The organism is Methylobacterium sp. UNC378MF, assembly GCF_900103195.1.
Lineage (GTDB): Bacteria > Pseudomonadota > Alphaproteobacteria > Rhizobiales > Beijerinckiaceae > Methylobacterium.
In genome coordinates this window covers 14,884-29,970 of sequence record NZ_FMWU01000029.1, presented here as the reverse complement: position 1 = coordinate 29,970, position 15,087 = coordinate 14,884, and the positions used below count along the sequence as shown (strand labels likewise).

The 15,087-nt window shown below is 72.9% G+C and carries 15 protein-coding genes and 1 tRNA gene; 6 read left to right on the top strand and 10 right to left on the bottom strand.

The features are described 5' to 3' along the window. Positions 1-124: 124 nt before the first annotated feature. Together BLT59_RS24740 and BLT59_RS24735 are read right to left on the bottom strand one after the other, a co-directional pair. Positions 125-1,642, bottom strand: a complete 1,518-nt coding sequence (locus BLT59_RS24740) for a malonate--CoA ligase (RefSeq protein ID WP_091787080.1) — start codon at positions 1,640-1,642, stop codon at positions 125-127. Positions 1,643-1,716: 74 nt separating this feature from the next. Next, positions 1,717-2,166, bottom strand: coding sequence for a monooxygenase family protein (locus BLT59_RS24735; RefSeq protein ID WP_091787077.1), 450 nt, complete (start codon positions 2,164-2,166; stop codon positions 1,717-1,719). 45 nt (positions 2,167-2,211) lie between these two features. Here BLT59_RS24735 and BLT59_RS24730 point away from each other — a divergent pair, with 45 nt between their 5' ends. Next, complete coding sequence (locus BLT59_RS24730) at positions 2,212-2,790, top strand: TetR/AcrR family transcriptional regulator (RefSeq protein WP_091787074.1); 579 nt, start codon at positions 2,212-2,214, stop codon at positions 2,788-2,790. Between the two features lies 1 nt (position 2,791). Here BLT59_RS24730 and BLT59_RS24725 read toward each other — a convergent pair whose 3' ends face one another. Both BLT59_RS24725 and BLT59_RS24720 read right to left on the bottom strand, forming a co-directional pair. Next, positions 2,792-4,201 (bottom strand): malonyl-CoA decarboxylase, encoded by a 1,410-nt coding sequence (locus tag BLT59_RS24725; protein WP_091787071.1) that lies wholly within the window; start codon positions 4,199-4,201, stop codon positions 2,792-2,794. A 249-nt stretch (positions 4,202-4,450) separates the two neighbouring features. Then, the gene (locus tag BLT59_RS24720; protein WP_091787068.1) at positions 4,451-4,642 is read right to left on the bottom strand and encodes a hypothetical protein; all 192 of its coding nucleotides are present in this window, start codon (positions 4,640-4,642) and stop codon (positions 4,451-4,453) included. Between the two features lie 333 nt (positions 4,643-4,975). On the opposite strand from BLT59_RS24720, the gene BLT59_RS24715 reads away from it, so the two are divergent. Beyond that, positions 4,976-6,151, top strand: a complete 1,176-nt coding sequence (locus BLT59_RS24715) for an MFS transporter (RefSeq protein ID WP_091787065.1) — start codon at positions 4,976-4,978, stop codon at positions 6,149-6,151. Here the strand turns inward: BLT59_RS24715 and cobD are convergent. Next, positions 6,144-7,178: a threonine-phosphate decarboxylase CobD gene (gene cobD, locus BLT59_RS24710; RefSeq protein WP_091787062.1), complete on the bottom strand. Its 1,035-nt coding sequence runs from the start codon at positions 7,176-7,178 to the stop codon at positions 6,144-6,146. The two genes, BLT59_RS24715 and cobD, sit on opposite strands and share 8 nt — an antisense overlap. On the opposite strand from cobD, the gene cbiB reads away from it, so the two are divergent. Continuing rightward, entirely contained in the window at positions 7,170-8,165 is a 996-nt protein-coding gene (cbiB, locus tag BLT59_RS24705) for an adenosylcobinamide-phosphate synthase CbiB (protein WP_091787058.1), read from the top strand. The genes cobD and cbiB overlap by 9 nt on opposite strands. 178 nt (positions 8,166-8,343) lie before the next feature. Further along, complete coding sequence (locus tag BLT59_RS24700) at positions 8,344-9,258, top strand: NAD(P)-dependent oxidoreductase (protein WP_091787055.1); 915 nt, start codon at positions 8,344-8,346, stop codon at positions 9,256-9,258. A 47-nt stretch (positions 9,259-9,305) separates the two neighbouring features. Here the strand turns inward: BLT59_RS24700 and BLT59_RS31480 are convergent, their stop codons facing one another. From BLT59_RS31480 to cobU, 5 genes are all read right to left on the bottom strand, one after another. After that, positions 9,306-9,482, bottom strand: coding sequence for a hypothetical protein (locus BLT59_RS31480; protein WP_173009403.1), 177 nt, complete (start codon positions 9,480-9,482; stop codon positions 9,306-9,308). A gap of 101 nt (positions 9,483-9,583) precedes the next feature. After that, positions 9,584-10,930 carry an MFS transporter gene (locus BLT59_RS24695; protein ID WP_091787052.1) on the bottom strand — a complete coding sequence of 449 codons (1,347 nt, stop codon included), beginning with the start codon at positions 10,928-10,930 and terminating at the stop codon, positions 9,584-9,586. A gap of 78 nt (positions 10,931-11,008) precedes the next feature. After that, the gene (locus BLT59_RS24690) at positions 11,009-12,451 is read right to left on the bottom strand and encodes a cobyric acid synthase (RefSeq protein WP_091787050.1); all 1,443 of its coding nucleotides are present in this window, start codon (positions 12,449-12,451) and stop codon (positions 11,009-11,011) included. Between the two features lie 35 nt (positions 12,452-12,486). Then, positions 12,487-13,089, bottom strand: a complete 603-nt coding sequence (gene cobO, locus BLT59_RS24685) for a cob(I)yrinic acid a,c-diamide adenosyltransferase (RefSeq protein WP_091787047.1) — start codon at positions 13,087-13,089, stop codon at positions 12,487-12,489. Then, on the bottom strand, positions 13,086-13,643 hold the full coding sequence (gene cobU / locus BLT59_RS24680) for a bifunctional adenosylcobinamide kinase/adenosylcobinamide-phosphate guanylyltransferase (RefSeq protein ID WP_175544125.1): 558 nt from the start codon (positions 13,641-13,643) through the stop codon (positions 13,086-13,088). Before cobU ends, cobO begins: the two co-directional genes overlap by 4 nt. A gap of 118 nt (positions 13,644-13,761) precedes the next feature. On the opposite strand from cobU, the gene BLT59_RS24675 reads away from it, so the two are divergent. Both BLT59_RS24675 and BLT59_RS24670 read left to right on the top strand, forming a co-directional pair. Then, positions 13,762-13,837: transfer RNA gene (locus BLT59_RS24675), tRNA-Glu, on the top strand. 761 nt (positions 13,838-14,598) lie between these two features. Next, positions 14,599-14,961, top strand: a complete 363-nt coding sequence (locus tag BLT59_RS24670; RefSeq protein WP_091787041.1) for a transposase — start codon at positions 14,599-14,601, stop codon at positions 14,959-14,961. Positions 14,962-15,087 lie beyond the last annotated feature (126 nt).

Genomic DNA, 15,087 nt, shown 5'->3' with positions numbered 1-15,087 from the left:
CGGGGCCGGCCCGCTCCGTGGAGGGGGCCGGCACCGTCATCACGAGCGACGCGAAGTCATCCAGGATTGCGCGACGCCGGGAAGCGTGGCGCCGCCGGATCACGTCCGGCCGGCGGACGGATCGTCAGTCCCGATACAGCCCCGCATGCGTCTCGCGCAGAAGGTTCTTCTGCACCTTGCCCATGGTGTTGCGCGGCAGCTCGTCCACGAACAGGACGCGCTTGGGGCATTTGAAACGGGCGAGCCGGCCTTCCAGGGCGGCCTGCACCCCGGCCTCGTCCGGGCATCCGGCGCCGCCCACCACCACGGCGGTGACGGCCTCGCCGAAATCCGGATGCGCCAGGCCGATCACCGCGGATTCGACCACGCCGGGCAGCGCGTCGATCTCGGTCTCGACCTCCTTCGGGTAGACGTTGAAGCCCCCTGAGATGATCAGGTCCTTGCCGCGCCCGACGATGTGGACGTAGCCCCGCGCGTCGACCTTGCCGAGGTCGCCGGTGATGAAGAACCCGTCGGCCCGGAATTCCGCGGCGGTCTTCCCCGGCATGCGCCAGTAGCCCTGGAACACGTTCGGGCCCTTCACCTCGATCATCCCGACGGAATCCGGACCGAGGACCGCTGCGGTCTCGGGATCGACCACCCGCAGGGACACGCCCGGCAGGGGGAAGCCGACCGTGCCGGCGACCCGGTCCCCGTCATAGGGATTCGAGGTGCTCATGTTGGTCTCGGTCATGCCGTAGCGCTCGAGGATGGCGTGGCCGGTGCGGGCCTGCCACTCGCGATGCGTCTCGGCGAGGAGCGGCGCCGAGCCCGACACGAACAGGCGCATGCCCCGAGCCGTCTCCGGCGTGAGGCCCGGCTCCTTGAGGAGGCGGGTGTAGAAGGTCGGCACGCCCATCAGCACGCTGGCCCGGGGCATCAGGCTCAGGATCAGCCTCGGGTCGAGCCGGGGCAGGAACAGCATCGCGCCGCCGCTCGCCAGCACCGTGTTGGTCGCCACGAACAGGCCGTGGGTGTGGAACACCGGCAGGGCGTGGATCAGCACGTCGTCGGCGGTGAACCGCCAATAGTCGACGAGGGTCCGGGCATTCGACGCGAGGTTGTCGTGGGTCAGCATGGCGCCCTTGGAGCGCCCGGTCGTGCCCGAGGTGTAGAGGATCGCCGCGAGGTCCTCCGGACCCCGGGGCACGTCGGCGAAGGCGCCGCCCGCATCCGCAGCTTGGTCCGCCGCCTCGGCGGCGCTGCCGCCGCCGGCGGCGTCGAGGGTCCAGATCCGGCCGACATTCGCGGCGGCCTCACCCAGGGCATCGCGCCGGCTCGGGTCGCAGACGAACAATGCCGGCTCGGCATCGCCCAGGAAGTAGCCGATCTCGGCCGGGGTGTAGGCGGTGTTGAGCGGCAGGAACACGGCCCCGGCCCGGACCGCGCCGAGATACAGGAAGATCACCTCGGGGCTCTTCTCGACCTGCACGGCCACCCGGTCACCGGGCGCGACGCCCGCCGCCTGCAGGGCCGCCGCGTAGGCGCCGGAGCGGGCGATGAGGTCCGCGTAGCTGGTGCGGCGCCCGTCCGGCGTCTCGATCGCGGTCTTGGCGGAATCGGGGACGCCGTCCCGCACCAGGGAGAAGAGATGGTTCGTCATCGTGAGGCTGAGCTATCACGGGATGTGTGTCCCGCGCACCCATAGCCGCCCGAAGCCCCACTCGGCGAGCCCTTTCAGGCGGCCAGCCGCTGTCGCGACGATAGGAAGGCGCCTTCGGGCGCGCGTTCGGGCGCGAACAGCCCGAGACCGGTGGGCGCGGGCATCCCGACATAGATCGCCTCGACCCCGCCCCGGGTATAGGCCTCGTGCCAGAAGCCGGACCCCCGGGAATCCCGCGAGAAATCCCGCCACCACGTGCGGTGGGGTTCCGACCGGGTAAAGCGTTCGAGGCTCTCGAGGTCGCGCCAGTACTGGCGCAGGCCGACATGGGTCAGGCCGAAGAACAGGTTCTCGTGCGCGAGCAGCCCGTCCGGCCGGCTCTGCACCGAGGCGGCGATGCCGCGCCCGAGCCCCATCAGGGCGAGCAGGCCGCGCCAGCGCGTCACGCGGAAACCGAGATAGACCACCACGAGGTCGGGATAGGCGGACAGGTCCACCGAGCGGCGGGCGGGTGCGGCTTGCATGAGGCGGCCTCCTGCGCTTTGTTTACGGTGTAAACTTGGAGCGGGATGCTTACGGTGTCAACATCGGATCCGGACAGGAGCTACCATCACGGCGACCTGCGCGCGGCCTTGGTCTCGGCGGCCCTGGATCTGCTGGAATCTGGGGGCGAGGCGGCGCTCTCGCTGCGGGCGACGGCGCGGGCCTGCGGGGTGTCGGCGATGGCGCCCTACCGCCACTTCCCCGGCAAGGAGGACCTGCTCGAAGCGGTCGCCGCCCGGGGGTTCGAGGATCTCGCCGCGGATCTGGAGGCGGCCGACGCCGCCGCGACGGGCAGCGCGGCGCTTGCGGCCCAGGGGGCGGCCTACGTGGCCTTCGCCCGCCGGCGCCCGGCCCTGTTCCGGCTGATGTTCATGCGCCCCTGCCGGGTCGCGGCGAAATCGCGGGCCTACGGGATCCTGGAGCGGCGGGCGGCCGCCCTCGCCGGCCCGGCGATGCCCGCCGAGGACCTGACGCTCGCCGCCTGGTCGCTCGTGCACGGGCTCGCCGCGCTGATCCTCGACGGCCGGGTCCCCCTGGAGGGCGCGGCCGCGGAGGCCGCCGCCCACCGGATCACCCTGTCCTTCGGCCGGCTGGCGGGCGGCTGAGTCACGCCTCGGCGAGCACCACCGCGCGGGGCGGCGGCAGCTTGGCGCGCAGCTCCCGGGTCACCGCCGGGGCGGCCACAACCGTGCCCAGATTGGCGTAGGTCTCGTGGTTCCGCTCGATGGCGGCGAGGTCGTAGAGGTAGTTGACCATCAGCCCGTGGGACTGGGCCAGCCCCTTCTTGGAGGTGTCGCCCAGGAAGTTGATCCGGTCGAGGCGCGCGCCGTTGCCGAGATGGAACCGGGCCACCGGATCGAGGGGGCGCCCGCGCTCGTTCTTGGCGCGCAGGAAATAGGCCGCCGCCGCCGGGATCAGCGCCCGGCGCACCGTCTCGGCCCGGGCCTTGTCGGCGGCCCAGTCGGGATCGTCCAGCGCCCGCAGGGTCTCGACATCCTCGGGCAGCAGCCCCTGCGGGCTGTCGGCCCGGCGCTCCCGCGCCAGCCACGCGGCGAAGCCCGGCACCGGCGAGAGCGTCACGAAGGTCTTGAGCGTCGGCACCTCGCGGGTGAGGTCCTCGACCACCTGCTTGATCAGGAAATTGCCGAAGGTGACGCCGGCGAGCCCCTTCTGGCAGTTCGAGATCGAATAGAACACCGCCGTGTTGGCCGCCTGCGGCTGCAGCGGCTTGCGCGCCTGCGACAGGATCGGGGCGATGGCCGGGGCGATCTGGTCGGTGAGCGCCACCTCCACGAAGATCAGCGGCTCGTCGGCGAGCGCCGGGTGGAAGAACGCGAAGCAGCGCCGGTCCGGCGGCTCGATCCGGGCGCGCAGATCGTCCCAGTCGGCGATGGCGTGCACCGCCTCGTAGCGGATGATCTTCTCCAGGATATGCGCGGGCGTCGTCCAGTCGATGTGGCGCAGCACCAGGAAGCCGCGGTTGAACCACGAGGCGAACAGGTGCTCGAAGTCGCAATCCAGGCTGTCGACGGCGTCCATCAGGGCGGGATCGGCCTCGCCGCCGGCGCGCAGTCCCCGGCGCAGGTCGAACAGGTCCTCGCGCATCCGCACGAGGCTGAGCGTGCCGCCGCGGGCGAGGTTGAGGCGGCGGATCAGCTCCTGGCTGCGCGGCTCGGCGGCCTCGTGCAGGCTGCCGAGGCGGGCGCGGGAGGGGGCGGCGCGATAGGCGGCGATCGCCTCGTCGACGGCGGCGTGGTCGGCATCGAAGTCGAGGGCGATGGACCGCAGGAAGGCGTGGCGCTCCGCTTGGCCGAAGCTGGCGTAGCGGTCGAGGATCAGGCGGGCCAGCGCCACCCCGGAGGCCTCGCCGCGCCGGGAGATCAGGTCCTCGCACAGCTTGACGAGATCGGCCGCGCTGGCCCGGGAGGTCATGTCGCCGCGCCCGATCCCGATCAGGTCGCGGCCGCGCTCGCTGATGGTCTGAAGCAGGTCGCCGAAGAAGGAGATCGCCGCCATGACCCTTGCACTGACCTCCGTCGACCCGGATTCGAGACGCGTCCGGCCCTGCGACGCCGGCTCGTCGATCGGGCGCGTGCGGAGGCGGAAGCCGCCGGCCTTCCCGAGGAGGCCGGCTCAGCGTCCTGGTCCGCCCGCCCTTCTACGGCGCCGCGGCCGCCGCGACCAGAGCTTGACCGGTCGCGGAATGCGGGCTCCCAGAGTGCGGCAGCGGCACGAAGGGCGTGTGACGCGCCGGGACCGGATGCGTCAGAGCCGCTCGGCCACGGTGGCGAGGTCCGCCCGTTCCCGCCAGTCGCCCACGCCGTGCTGGCGGGCGAACCGGATTTCGGCCGCGCGGCGGGCACGCTCGGGATCGCGGGCCCGCGTGATCGCGACGGAGCCGACCGTGAACGGCACCCCGAGGATCTCCTTGGCGAAGTCGATGCGGTAGTTCGGCATCCCGTACTCCCTGCTGCGGCGGTCCCGGTGCCGTTCGTACGGAACGAAACCGCCCTCTCGTTCGTAGTCCGGTTCGGAACCTCAAACGGCTCGACGCCCGGGACATGAACCTGCGGCGCCCGCTCGCGTGCGGACGGCGCCGGCTGCATCCCTTGCATATGGTGCGCTGCCAGCTCCGGTGAAGGGGGCCGGGACGCCCCGGCAGGGATGCATCGCCGCAGATTGCCCGGCGGCGCGCTCCGCCCGTATCGCTCCCCGCTCCGATTCCCTCCCGTACCCGGATCCGACCATGGCCCTCCCGCGGCGGCGTGCCTGCCTGCCCCAGACCCAGCCGTGACCGCACCCCTCGACGCGAAGGCCCGGCTCGGCCTGACGCTGATCGCGGGCGGGGCCGTGGCCAACATCTACTACAACCAGCCGCTGCTCGGCCTGATCGTCGCCGAGTTCGGCGACCGCGCCGCCCTGTGGGTGCCGACCACGGCTTTGGTCGGCTACGGTCTCGGCATCGTCGGGCTTGTGCCCCTCGGCGACGCGCTGCCGCGCCGCGCCCTGATCGTGGGGCAATGTCTCGGCCTCGCCCTGGCGCTGCTGGCGGTGGGCCTCGCCCCGAACCTCGCCTGCCTCGCGCTCGCCCATCTGGTGGTCGGCGTGCTGTCCTGCGCGGCCCAGCAGGCGGTCCCGTTCGCGGCCGAACTCGCCCCGGATGCGAGCCGCGGGCGGATCGTCGGCCAGGTCATGACCGGGCTGCTGACCGGCATCCTGCTCGCCCGCACGGCGAGCGGCTTCCTGGGGGCGCATCTCGGCTGGCGGCCGGTCTTCCTCGTCGCGTCCGTGCTGGCGCTCGCCATGGCCGGCATCGCGCGGGCCACCCTGCCCCACACGGTGCAGACGCACCCGCTGCGCTACCGCGCCTTGATGCTGTCGATCCTCCATCTCGCCCGCACGCAGCCGGTCCTGCGCACGGCGAGCCTGTCGCAGGCGCTGCTGTTTGCCGGCTTCAACGCCTTCTGGGCGACCCTGGCCCTGCTGGTGGAGGGGCCGCCCTTCTCTCTCACCGCCGCCGGGGCCGGGCTGTTCGGCGTGATCGGCGTCTGCGGGGCCTTCGTGGCGCCGATCTCGGGCCGCTTCACCGACCGGCGGGGGGCGAAGCCCGTGGTCCTCGGCGGCAGCCTGCTGGTCGCCCTCTCCTTCGTCGTGCTCTGGGCGGGGGGCACGTGGTCGCTGACGGCGGTGGCGCTCGGCGTGCTGCTGATCGACATCGGCATGAACGGCGCGCTGATCGCCAACCAGACCCGGGCCTACGCGCTGGTCCCGGGGGCGCGGGGGCGCATCAACACCGTGCTGTTCACGACCCTGTTCGTGTTCGGGGCGCTCGGCGCCTATGCCGGCTCGCAGGCCTTCCTGCTCGTGGGCTGGCCGGGTGTCTGCGCGGTCGGCCTCGCCTTCTCGGCGCTGGCCGTGATCGTGGCGGCCCGCGACCCGCACCCGCCGGGTGTGCGGTCTACCTGAGCACCCGCGACAGACGGCACCAGCCCGCCTTGTCGGGCGGCAGGCCGAAGCGCAGGCGATCCGGGTGCCCGGCGAAGCGCCGCACCGCGATGCCGGACGCCGCGAGCCGCCGGAAGAGGTCCGGCCCGTCGGGGAAGTCGGCGGTCCGGAACAGGCACGTGCCGCCGACGATCCGCCCCCCGCCCCGGGCGATCATCCGGTCGAGGCGGCCCGCGTCCGCCGCCCGGTCCCGGGCAGCCCGCGCGCGCCAATCCGCGTCCGACAGGGCCGCGCGCCCGATCGCCAGGGCCGGGCCCGACACCGCCCAGGGTCCGAGGGCCGCGGCGATCCGGGCCGCCGTGGCGGCATCGGCGATTGCGAAGCCGAGACGCAGGCCGGCGAGCCCGTAGGTCTTGCCGAAGGAGCGCAGCACCACGAGGCCCGACGCCAGATCCGGTGCGGAGACGTGCGGGCACAGGCTCTCCACCGGCTCCAGATCCGCGAAGGCCTCGTCGACGACGAGCAGGCCGCCCCGGGCGGCGAGCGCTTCGGCGAGCGCCCGGCGCTCGGCGAGCGGGCGGGTCCGCCCGTCCGGGTTGTTGGGATCGACGATCACCGCCACCCGGGCCGCACCGAGGGCGTCGAAATCCGAGGTCTCCGTCACCGCATGCCCGGCACGCGCCCAGGCGGCGGCATGTTCGGCGTAGGTCGGCCCGAGCACCGCGACGCGGGTCGGGGCCAGCAGCCGGGGCAGGGTCTCGATCAGGATCTGGGTGCCGGGCGCGGGCACGACGTGGTCGGCATCCGGCGCGCCGTAGGCCGAGGCGGCAGCCTCCCGGAGGGCCCGGACCTCGGCGGCCTCGGGCAGCCGCGTCCAGGCGCTGGCCTCCACCGGCGGCACACGATAGGGGACCGGGTTGATCCCCGTCGAGAGGTCGAGCCAGGGCTCCGGCGCGTCGGGAAAGGCTTGTCGGAGTGCGCCGAGATCGCCGCCATGCGCGATCGGGGCGACCTCACGCGCGGGAACGCTCCACACCGAATGGTCCATCTGCCCGGTACGTTTGCCGACACGCTCGCCGTCCTCGCCGTCGCCCTCGGGATCGAGGCGGCGGCCGGCTATCCGGACGCGCTCTACAGGGCGGTCGGTCACCCTGTCACCTGGATCGGCCGGCTGATCACCGCCCTGGAGCGCGGCCTCAACCGCGGCTCCGAACGGCGCCGTCGGATCGCCGGCTGCGTCGCGCTGGCGCTGCTGCTCGCCGCGGTGGGGCTGCCGGCCCTCGCCGTCACGGCGCTGGCGGGGCTTGCCGGCCCCCTCCCCGCGCTGCTCCTCCTCGGCCTCGCCTGCGCGAGCCTGCCGGCGCAGCGCAGCCTCCACCAGCACGTCGCCGCCGTGGAGCAGGCCCTGCGGACCGGCGGCCTGGAGGCCGGGCGCCGGGCCGTGGCGATGATCGTCGGGCGCGACCCCGAGCGCCTGGACGAGGCGGCGGTCTGCCGGGCCGCGATCGAGAGCCTGGCGGAGAACTTTTCCGACGGGATCGTGGCGCCGGCCTTCTGGATCGGCGGCCTCGGCCTGCCGGGCGGCGCCCTCTACAAGGCGATCAACACCGCCGACAGCATGATCGGCCACCGCACCCCGCGCTACGAAGCCTTCGGCTGGGCGGCGGCGCGGCTCGACGACGGCGTGAACCTGCCGGCCTCCCGGCTCGCGGGCCTGCTGATCGCCGGGGCGGCCGCCCTGCGCGGCGCCGACGCGCGCAGCGCGCTCCGGGCGATGGTACGGGACGCGCGCCGGCACCGCTCGCCCAATGCCGGCTGGCCCGAATCCGCCATGGCGGGGGCGCTCGGCCTGCGGCTCGCGGGGCCGCGGGTCTACGACGGCACCCTCGTCCCGGACGCCCATATGGGCGACGGGCGGGACGCGGCCGCGGCCGACGACATCGCCCGGGCCCTGACCCTCTACCGGACGGCCTGCTGGCTCCAGGGCGGGCTCGTGCTGGCGCTCCTCGGGCTCTGCCTGTCGCTCACGGGCTGAGCCACGCCGTCCTTGCGAGTGGAGCGAAGCAAGCCAGCCGCGCCACGCAGACGGAGTGCCCGCTGCCCTGGCTTGCTCCGCGCCGCTCGCGAAGACGGCGCGCCCTTCGATCAGGCCTTGGCACGACCCGCGCACCGGACGCATCGTGGCCGGACGGGGCTGGATGAGGGAGACGCCGATGCGCGCCGTGTTCGTGGATGCCAGCGAGACCCTGGCGGCGGTGGCCCGGCGGCTGCTGCGGCCGGACGATCCGCCCTTCGCGATCCACGCCGATCCCGGCATCGCGCCGCAGGACCTGCCCGCGATCCTCGATGGCGCCGAGACCGCGGTGATCGACCACACCGCCCTCCCCCTCGACGTGGCCCGGGCCTGCGCGGGCCTGAAGCACGTGGTGTTCCTCGGCACCGGCGCGCGCAGCTACATGGACCCGGAGGCGCTCCGGGACGCGCTCGGCGTCACCGTCCACACCATCAAGGGCTACGGCGACACGGCGGTCGCCGAGTGCGCCTTCGCGCTGATGTGGGCCGCCGCCCGCGGCCTGCCCGAGATGGACCGGGCGATGCGCGCCGGATCCTGGCTGCGCACGGAGGGCATCCAGCTCACCGGCAAGACCGTCGGCCTCGTCGGGTTCGGCGGGATCGCCGCCGAGATGGCGCGGCTGTGCCGGGGCGCGGGCATGCGGGTGCTCGCCTGGAACCGGACCCCGAAGACCCATCCCGGCGTCGACTTCGTCCCGCTCGACCGCCTGCTCGCCGAGAGCGACGTGGTCTCGCTCCACCTGCTGCTGACCGACGCGACGCGCGGCTTCCTGTCGGCCGCGCGGATCGCCGCGATGAAGCCCGGCGCGATGCTGATCAACACCGCCCGCGGGGCGGTGCTCGACGAGGCCGCCCTGGTCGAGGCCCTGCGCGCCGGCCGCGTGGCGCGGGCCGGGCTCGACGTGTTCACGGTCGAGCCGCTGCCGGCGGATCACCCGCTGGCGAGCCTGCCGAACGTCACCCTGTCGGCGCATTCCGCCTTCCGCACGCCCGAGGCCAGCGACAACCTGATCGGCGCCGCCCTCGCGCATTGCCGGCGGATTGCCGCCGGCTGACGGACGCGCGGCGGGAGCCGCCGCGGCCGCCTCGGTGCTCGGTGACCCTAGTGCTCGGTGCCGGGCATGTTCGGGCGCGGGGCGCCGCCGTGGTGCTGGATCACGCTGGACCGCTCCGGGCTGCCCTTGGCGTCGGCGACCTGCTTCCGGGCCGCGGCGGCCAGGAACCAGATGCCGCCGAGCGTCCCGAAGGCGAGGATCATGAGTGGAAATCCCTGACTCATCGCGGTGCCCTCCTCGACGATGGCCCGCGGAAATGCGGGGTTGCATCATCATGCCGGTCAATCCGGCCTGAGGAAGGATAACGCACGAATCCGACCGGTGTTCAGGCCGGCCGCACCTCGGTCGGGATCGCTCGTCGGGCCGCGTCCCGGCGCAGGGCGGAGAGCACCACGAACATGAGCCCGGCGCCCAGGGCCAGGCAGGCGGCCAGGAACAGCATCGGCACGAGGTCGCTCTTGGTCTGGTCGCGGATGAACGGCACGGCGTTCTGGGCGACGAAGCCGCCGAGATTGCCCACCGAGTTGATCGCCGCGATCCCGGCGGCCGCCGAGGCGCCGCGCAGGAACGTCCCGGGCATGGACCAGAAGACCGGCTGGGCCGCGAAGGTCCCCGCCGCGGCCACGCACAGGCAGGCGAACTTCACGGCGTTGCCCGGCAGGACGACGGAGAGCGCCAGGCCCGCCGCCCCGACCAGGGCCGGCCCGACCACGTGCCAGGTCAGGGCGTTGCCCTGCGCCCCCGTGCGGGCGGCGTGGCGCGGCACCCACCACAGGGCGAGGGCGGTCGCCAGCCAAGGGATGATGTTGAGGAAGCCGTTGGTGAGGTTCGAGACGCCGAAGCCCTTGACCACGGTGGGGAGCCAGTAGCCGAGGCCGTAGGCGGCGAGCGGCAGCGAGACGTAGACCCCGGCGAGCATCAGCACCCGCCGGTCGAGGAGCGCCGCGAAGGGGTTGCCGTGGTCGACATGGCCGCCATCCTCGCGCTCGGCCCGGAGCGTCCGGGCGAGCCAGTCGCGCTGGGCCTGCGACAGCCAGGGGGCGGTCTCCGGCCCGTCCGGCAGGACGAACAGCACCACCGCGGCCATGAGGATCGCCGGCGCGCCGGTGGCCAGGAACACCCATTGCCAGCCCTGGAGGCCGAGGAGCCCGTCGAGGCCGAGCAGCGCGCCGCCGACCGCCGCGCCGACCGCGTTGGCGATCGCGCTGGCGATCATGAACCAGCCGACCATGCGGGCCCGGTGTCCTTGCGGGAACCACAGGGTCAGGGCGAACAGCACGCCGGGGAAGAAGCCGGCCTCCGCGACCCCGAGCAGGAAGCGCAGCACGTAGAACATCGCCGTGCCCTGGGTGAAGCCCAGCAGGACGGTGACGATCCCCCAGGTGATCATGATCCGGGCGAACCAGATCCGCGCGCCGACCCGCTCCAGGAAGACGTTGGCCGGCACCTCGAACAGGAAGTAGCCCAGGAAGAACAGCGAGGCCCCGAGCCCGTAGGCGGTCTCCGAGAGGCCGAGGCTGCCGACCATCTCCAGCTTGGCGTAGGAGACGTTCTGCCGGTCGATATAGGCGATCAGGTAGAGCAGGCCGAGCAGCGGCATCAGCCGCACGGTCACGGTGCGGACGGTGCTCGCGGCGAGATCCTCCCCGGCGGGGGATGGCGTGGGGGGCATGGGGCGTTCCTCTGGGCGCGTGCGGTCCTTCGTGGCGGGACCGGCATGACACGGAGTCATCCCTGGCTCACGCCCCGCCTACCGGGCAAGCGCCAGCAGGCGGTCGCAGTCGACATGGGCCGCGATGTGTCGCGCGAGTCCGTCCAGCGCCGCCTCGACCCCGGATTCGTAGCCGGCACCCTCCGAGGCCGTCCCGAGGCGCGCGAGCCACGCCGCCCGCTGCGCATCCTGCGCGAACAGGCCGTGGACGTAGGTCCCGGCCACGCGCCCGTCCGCCGAGACCGCCCCGTCCAGGCGCCCGTCGGCGAAGCGCAGCAGCGGCCGGGCCGCGTCGGGCCCTTCGGTCGCACCGATATGCATCTCGTAGCCGGCAAACGGCACGCCGTCGGGCAGGCTCGTGCCGGTGACGGCGGCGAGGCGCTTCTGCGGCGTCATCACGGTGTCGACCTCGAGCAGACCGAGGCCCGGCACCGTGCGGGGCGCCCCCTCGATCCCGTGCGGGTCGGCGAGGCTCCGGCCCAGCATCTGGTAACCGCCGCAGAGTCCCAGCACCCGCCCGCCCCGCCGGACATGGGCGTGCAGGTCGATGTCCCAGCCCTCCTGGCGAAAAGCCTCCAGGTCGTCGATCGTGGTCTTGGAGCCCGGCAGCATCACGAGCGCGGCCTCGGCGGGGATCGGTGTCCCGGGCCGGACCAGCGTGACGCGGACGCCCGGCTCCGCCCGCAGCGGATCGAGGTCGTCGAAATTGGCGATGCGCGGCAGCACCGGCACCGCCACCGTGACGGCTCCGGGCCCGCGCGCTTCCGAGCCGGCGAGCCCCAGCACGTCCTCGGCCGGCAGGCGCGCGGCCTCGGGAAAATGCGGCACGAGGCCGAGCGCCGCCCAGCCGGTGTGCTCGGCGATCAGCCGCATCCCGTCGGCGAACAGGCTCGGATCCCCGCGGAACCGGTTGACGAGGAAGCCGGCGATCATCGCGGCGTCCTCCGGGTCGATCACGGCCTTCGTGCCGACGAGGCTCGCGATGACGCCGCCCCGGTCGATGTCGCCCACCAGCACCACCGGCGTGTCGGTGGCCCGGGCGAAGCCCATATTGGCGATGTCGCCCGCGCGCAGGTTGACCTCGGAGGCCGAGCCCGCGCCCTCGACGAGGACGAGGTCGGCGTCCTCCGAGAGGCGTGAGAAACTGTCCAGGACGGCGGACATCAGCCGGGGTTTCCAGGCCTGGTAGTCGCGCGCCTTCACGGTGGCGACCATCCGGCCCTGCACCACCACCTGGGAGCCGACCTCGCTCTGCGGCTTCAGCAGGACCGGGTTCATGTGCACGGAGGGCGCCACCCGGGCAGCCCGGGCCTGGAGCGCCTGCGCCCGGCCGATCTCGCCGCCGTCGGCGGTGACGGCGGCGTTGTTCGACATGTTCTGCGGCTTGAACGGCCGGACCCTCAGGCCCCGCTCCGTGAAGGCGCGCGCCAGCCCCGCCACGAGCAGCGACTTGCCGACATCGGAGCCGGTGCCCTGGATCATCAGGGCCTTCTTGGGCGCCTTCGCGCGCGGCGGGCTCAGAACTCGATCCCTTCCTGCGCCTTCACGCCGGCGGCGAAGTGGTGCTTGACGCTGCCCATCTCGGTGACGAGGTCGGCGGCCTCGACCAGGGCCGGCTTGGCGTTGCGGCCGGTGACCACCACGTGCAGGTCCGGCCGGCGTGCCCGCAGGGCGGCGACGACGGCATCGAGGTCGAGATAGTCGTAGCGCAGCGCGATGTTGAGCTCGTCGAGGACGAGCAGGCGGATCGTGGGATCGGCCATCAGGCCTTCGGCGACCTCCCAGGCGTGGCGGCAGGCGGCGATGTCGCGGGCCTTGTCCTGGGTCTCCCAGGTGAAGCCCTCGCCGAGGGTGTGCCAGACGACCCGCTCGCCGAAGGCCGCCACGGCGTGGCGCTCGCCCGTGTCCCAGCCGCCCTTGATGAACTGCACCATGCCGACCCGCCAGCCGCGGCCGAGCGCCCGCAGCATCAGCCCCAGAGCCGCCGTGCTCTTGCCCTTGCCGGGGCCGGTATGGACGAGGAGCAGGCCCTTCTCGAGGGTCCTGGCGGCGACCTCGGCGTCCTGCACGGCCTTGCGCTTCTCCATCTTCTCCCGGTGGCGCGCGGCGTCGTCGCTCATGTGGGGGCTCCTGTCCGGAGGGCTTGTGTGTTCGGGGCTTGCGGCTTCACGATCAGCGGCAGGCCGGCCACGGTGAGCACGACCCGGTCTGCCCGGGCGGCGAGCTGCTGGTGGAGGCGGCCGGCCGCGTCGCGGAAGTGGCGGGCCAGGGCGTTGTCGGGCACGATCCCGAGGCCGACCTCGTTGCCGACCAGCACCAGCGGCCCCCGCGCGTCGGCGCAGGCGGCGAGCAGCCGCTCCGTCGCCTCCGCCACGTCGGCTTCCGCCAGGATCAGGTTGGTGAGCCAGAGCGTGAGGCAATCGACCAGGACCGGCCCCTCGGATGCGGCGACCGCCTCCGGCAGGGCGAGCGGCACGTCGCGGGTGCGCCAGGCGTCGCCGCGCCTCGCGCGGTGCTGGGCGATGCGCGCGACCATCTCGTCGTCGAAGGCCTGCGCGGTGGCGAGATACAGCCACGGGCCGGGGCAGGCTTGGATCAGCCCCTCCGCGTAGGCGCTCTTGCCGGATCGCGCCCCGCCGAGGACGAGGGTCATGCGAGGGGTGGGCTGGGGCATGGCTCTCCATCGCCCCAACCCGGGGCGCGGTCAAACCCGGGGACCTGTGGCACCGGTGCCGCGCCTGAGCGGTTGCCGGGCGGCTCCGGTCCGACTATAGAACCCCGGCCCGACCAGAGCGCCCTTCGTCTAGCGGTCCAGGACGTCGCCCTTTCACGGCGAAAACACGGGTTCGATTCCCGTAGGGCGCGCCACTTCCGGACAGAACGGCGAACACCGGGCGCGGCTGTGCCTCCCGAACCGGTCAGGTCGGTCTTGAGGCTCGCCTTATCGCCGACACTCCCAAGCACGTCCGTTCCGACCTCGACCCGCTCGACGATCGCTTGAAGCCAAGCTCTGCGGAACGGGATCTCCCCCGCCGTCACGTTCGCGCGCATCAGGCGGCCGAATCGCTCGATCAGCGCCGGCGCGCTCGGCCGGTGATGGCGCGGCCACATGGATGCGGTCGAGCGCTCCTTTGGCTCAGTCCCGGTCCGCCTTCAATGTCGCGATCGCTCTTTCAAAATATCGTCGCTGTCGGTGATGGCCTCTTCGACCATCCGGTAGAGCCGTCGCAGTTTGTCCTCTGCTGAGAATGATCGGCCCTCACGCGGTGGTCCGTGTTTGAAGTTGGTGCAGGGTCAGAGCGTTTCGGCGCCCGTCTCAGCAAGGCCGATCCCGCAGGTGCTCAACGCCAGGGGTCGCACATCCCTCGCCTCGTCGATTTCCCCACCGGCGCACCGCTGACGCCCGACGCACCGATTGACTCCTCGCCCACGGGATCAGCGTGCCTCTGCCGAAGTGGCGAGGGCCCGGGATCGATGCGACCCTACGCAGCACCGAACTCTGCTCCACTGGGGCCTTTCGTCCGGATCGCGAACAGCGCTTCACCAAGTTGAGTACGTGCCGTCGGTCCACTTCTTGCCCATGATTTACCTAACGGACGCAACAAGTCTGACGAACCTGGAGATCCTCGATGAGCCGGTCCCTGCACACGGATGAGGAGATCGCCTTTCTATTGGACGAGGCCGCGCGTGGCATACCGATCGTCGAGATCTGCGTGAGCGCCGGGATCTCGCTCGGTACCTTCTATCGGTGGCGACGGCGCCTCGGCGGGCTCAAGCCCGCGGGCGTGGCTCGGCTCGGCCGCGTCGAGCAGGAGAACGTGGCCCTGCGGGCAGAGGTGCAGCGCCTGCGGGCCGCGATAACGGTCCAGCCGGGGCGCGGGGAGACGGGCCGGCCAGCCGCCGCGCCGCGCACAGCGCTGCGCCAGAGGCCGAGCTACCGCGGCGGCGAGCCCTGCATCGGTCGCTTCGCCTTCGTGCGAACCGCCAACTAGAGCCGGCACACCATCGCGTTGCGCTGCGCTTCGCGACCCGCCGCGATGCACTGCCTGGCCGCACCTCGGGATGAGAGTGCGACCGGGATTGCTTGATCTGGCACCAGGGCGCTGTCCGTTGTCGGG

What these genes read in the sequence shown, in the direction of transcription:
- BLT59_RS24740 (WP_091787080.1), bottom strand. Translation starts at nt 1,642, where the DNA reads ATGACGAACCATCTCTTCTCCCTGGTGCGGGACGGCGTCCCCGATTCC.
- BLT59_RS24735 (WP_091787077.1), bottom strand. Translation starts at nt 2,166, where the DNA reads ATGCAAGCCGCACCCGCCCGCCGCTCGGTGGACCTGTCCGCCTATCCC.
- BLT59_RS24730 (WP_091787074.1), top strand. Translation starts at nt 2,212, where the DNA reads ATGCTTACGGTGTCAACATCGGATCCGGACAGGAGCTACCATCACGGC.
- BLT59_RS24725 (WP_091787071.1), bottom strand. Translation starts at nt 4,201, where the DNA reads ATGGCGGCGATCTCCTTCTTCGGCGACCTGCTTCAGACCATCAGCGAG.
- BLT59_RS24720 (WP_091787068.1), bottom strand. Translation starts at nt 4,642, where the DNA reads ATGCCGAACTACCGCATCGACTTCGCCAAGGAGATCCTCGGGGTGCCG.
- cbiB (WP_091787058.1), top strand. Translation starts at nt 7,170, where the DNA reads ATGGTCCATCTGCCCGGTACGTTTGCCGACACGCTCGCCGTCCTCGCC.
- cobD (WP_091787062.1), bottom strand. Translation starts at nt 7,178, where the DNA reads ATGGACCATTCGGTGTGGAGCGTTCCCGCGCGTGAGGTCGCCCCGATC.
- BLT59_RS24700 (WP_091787055.1), top strand. Translation starts at nt 8,344, where the DNA reads ATGCGCGCCGTGTTCGTGGATGCCAGCGAGACCCTGGCGGCGGTGGCC.
- BLT59_RS31480 (WP_173009403.1), bottom strand. Translation starts at nt 9,482, where the DNA reads ATGAGTCAGGGATTTCCACTCATGATCCTCGCCTTCGGGACGCTCGGC.
- BLT59_RS24695 (WP_091787052.1), bottom strand. Translation starts at nt 10,930, where the DNA reads ATGCCCCCCACGCCATCCCCCGCCGGGGAGGATCTCGCCGCGAGCACC.
- BLT59_RS24690 (WP_091787050.1), bottom strand. Translation starts at nt 12,451, where the DNA reads ATGATCCAGGGCACCGGCTCCGATGTCGGCAAGTCGCTGCTCGTGGCG.
- cobO (WP_091787047.1), bottom strand. Translation starts at nt 13,089, where the DNA reads ATGAGCGACGACGCCGCGCGCCACCGGGAGAAGATGGAGAAGCGCAAG.
- cobU (WP_175544125.1), bottom strand. Translation starts at nt 13,643, where the DNA reads ATGCCCCAGCCCACCCCTCGCATGACCCTCGTCCTCGGCGGGGCGCGA.
- BLT59_RS24670 (WP_091787041.1), top strand. Translation starts at nt 14,599, where the DNA reads ATGAGCCGGTCCCTGCACACGGATGAGGAGATCGCCTTTCTATTGGAC.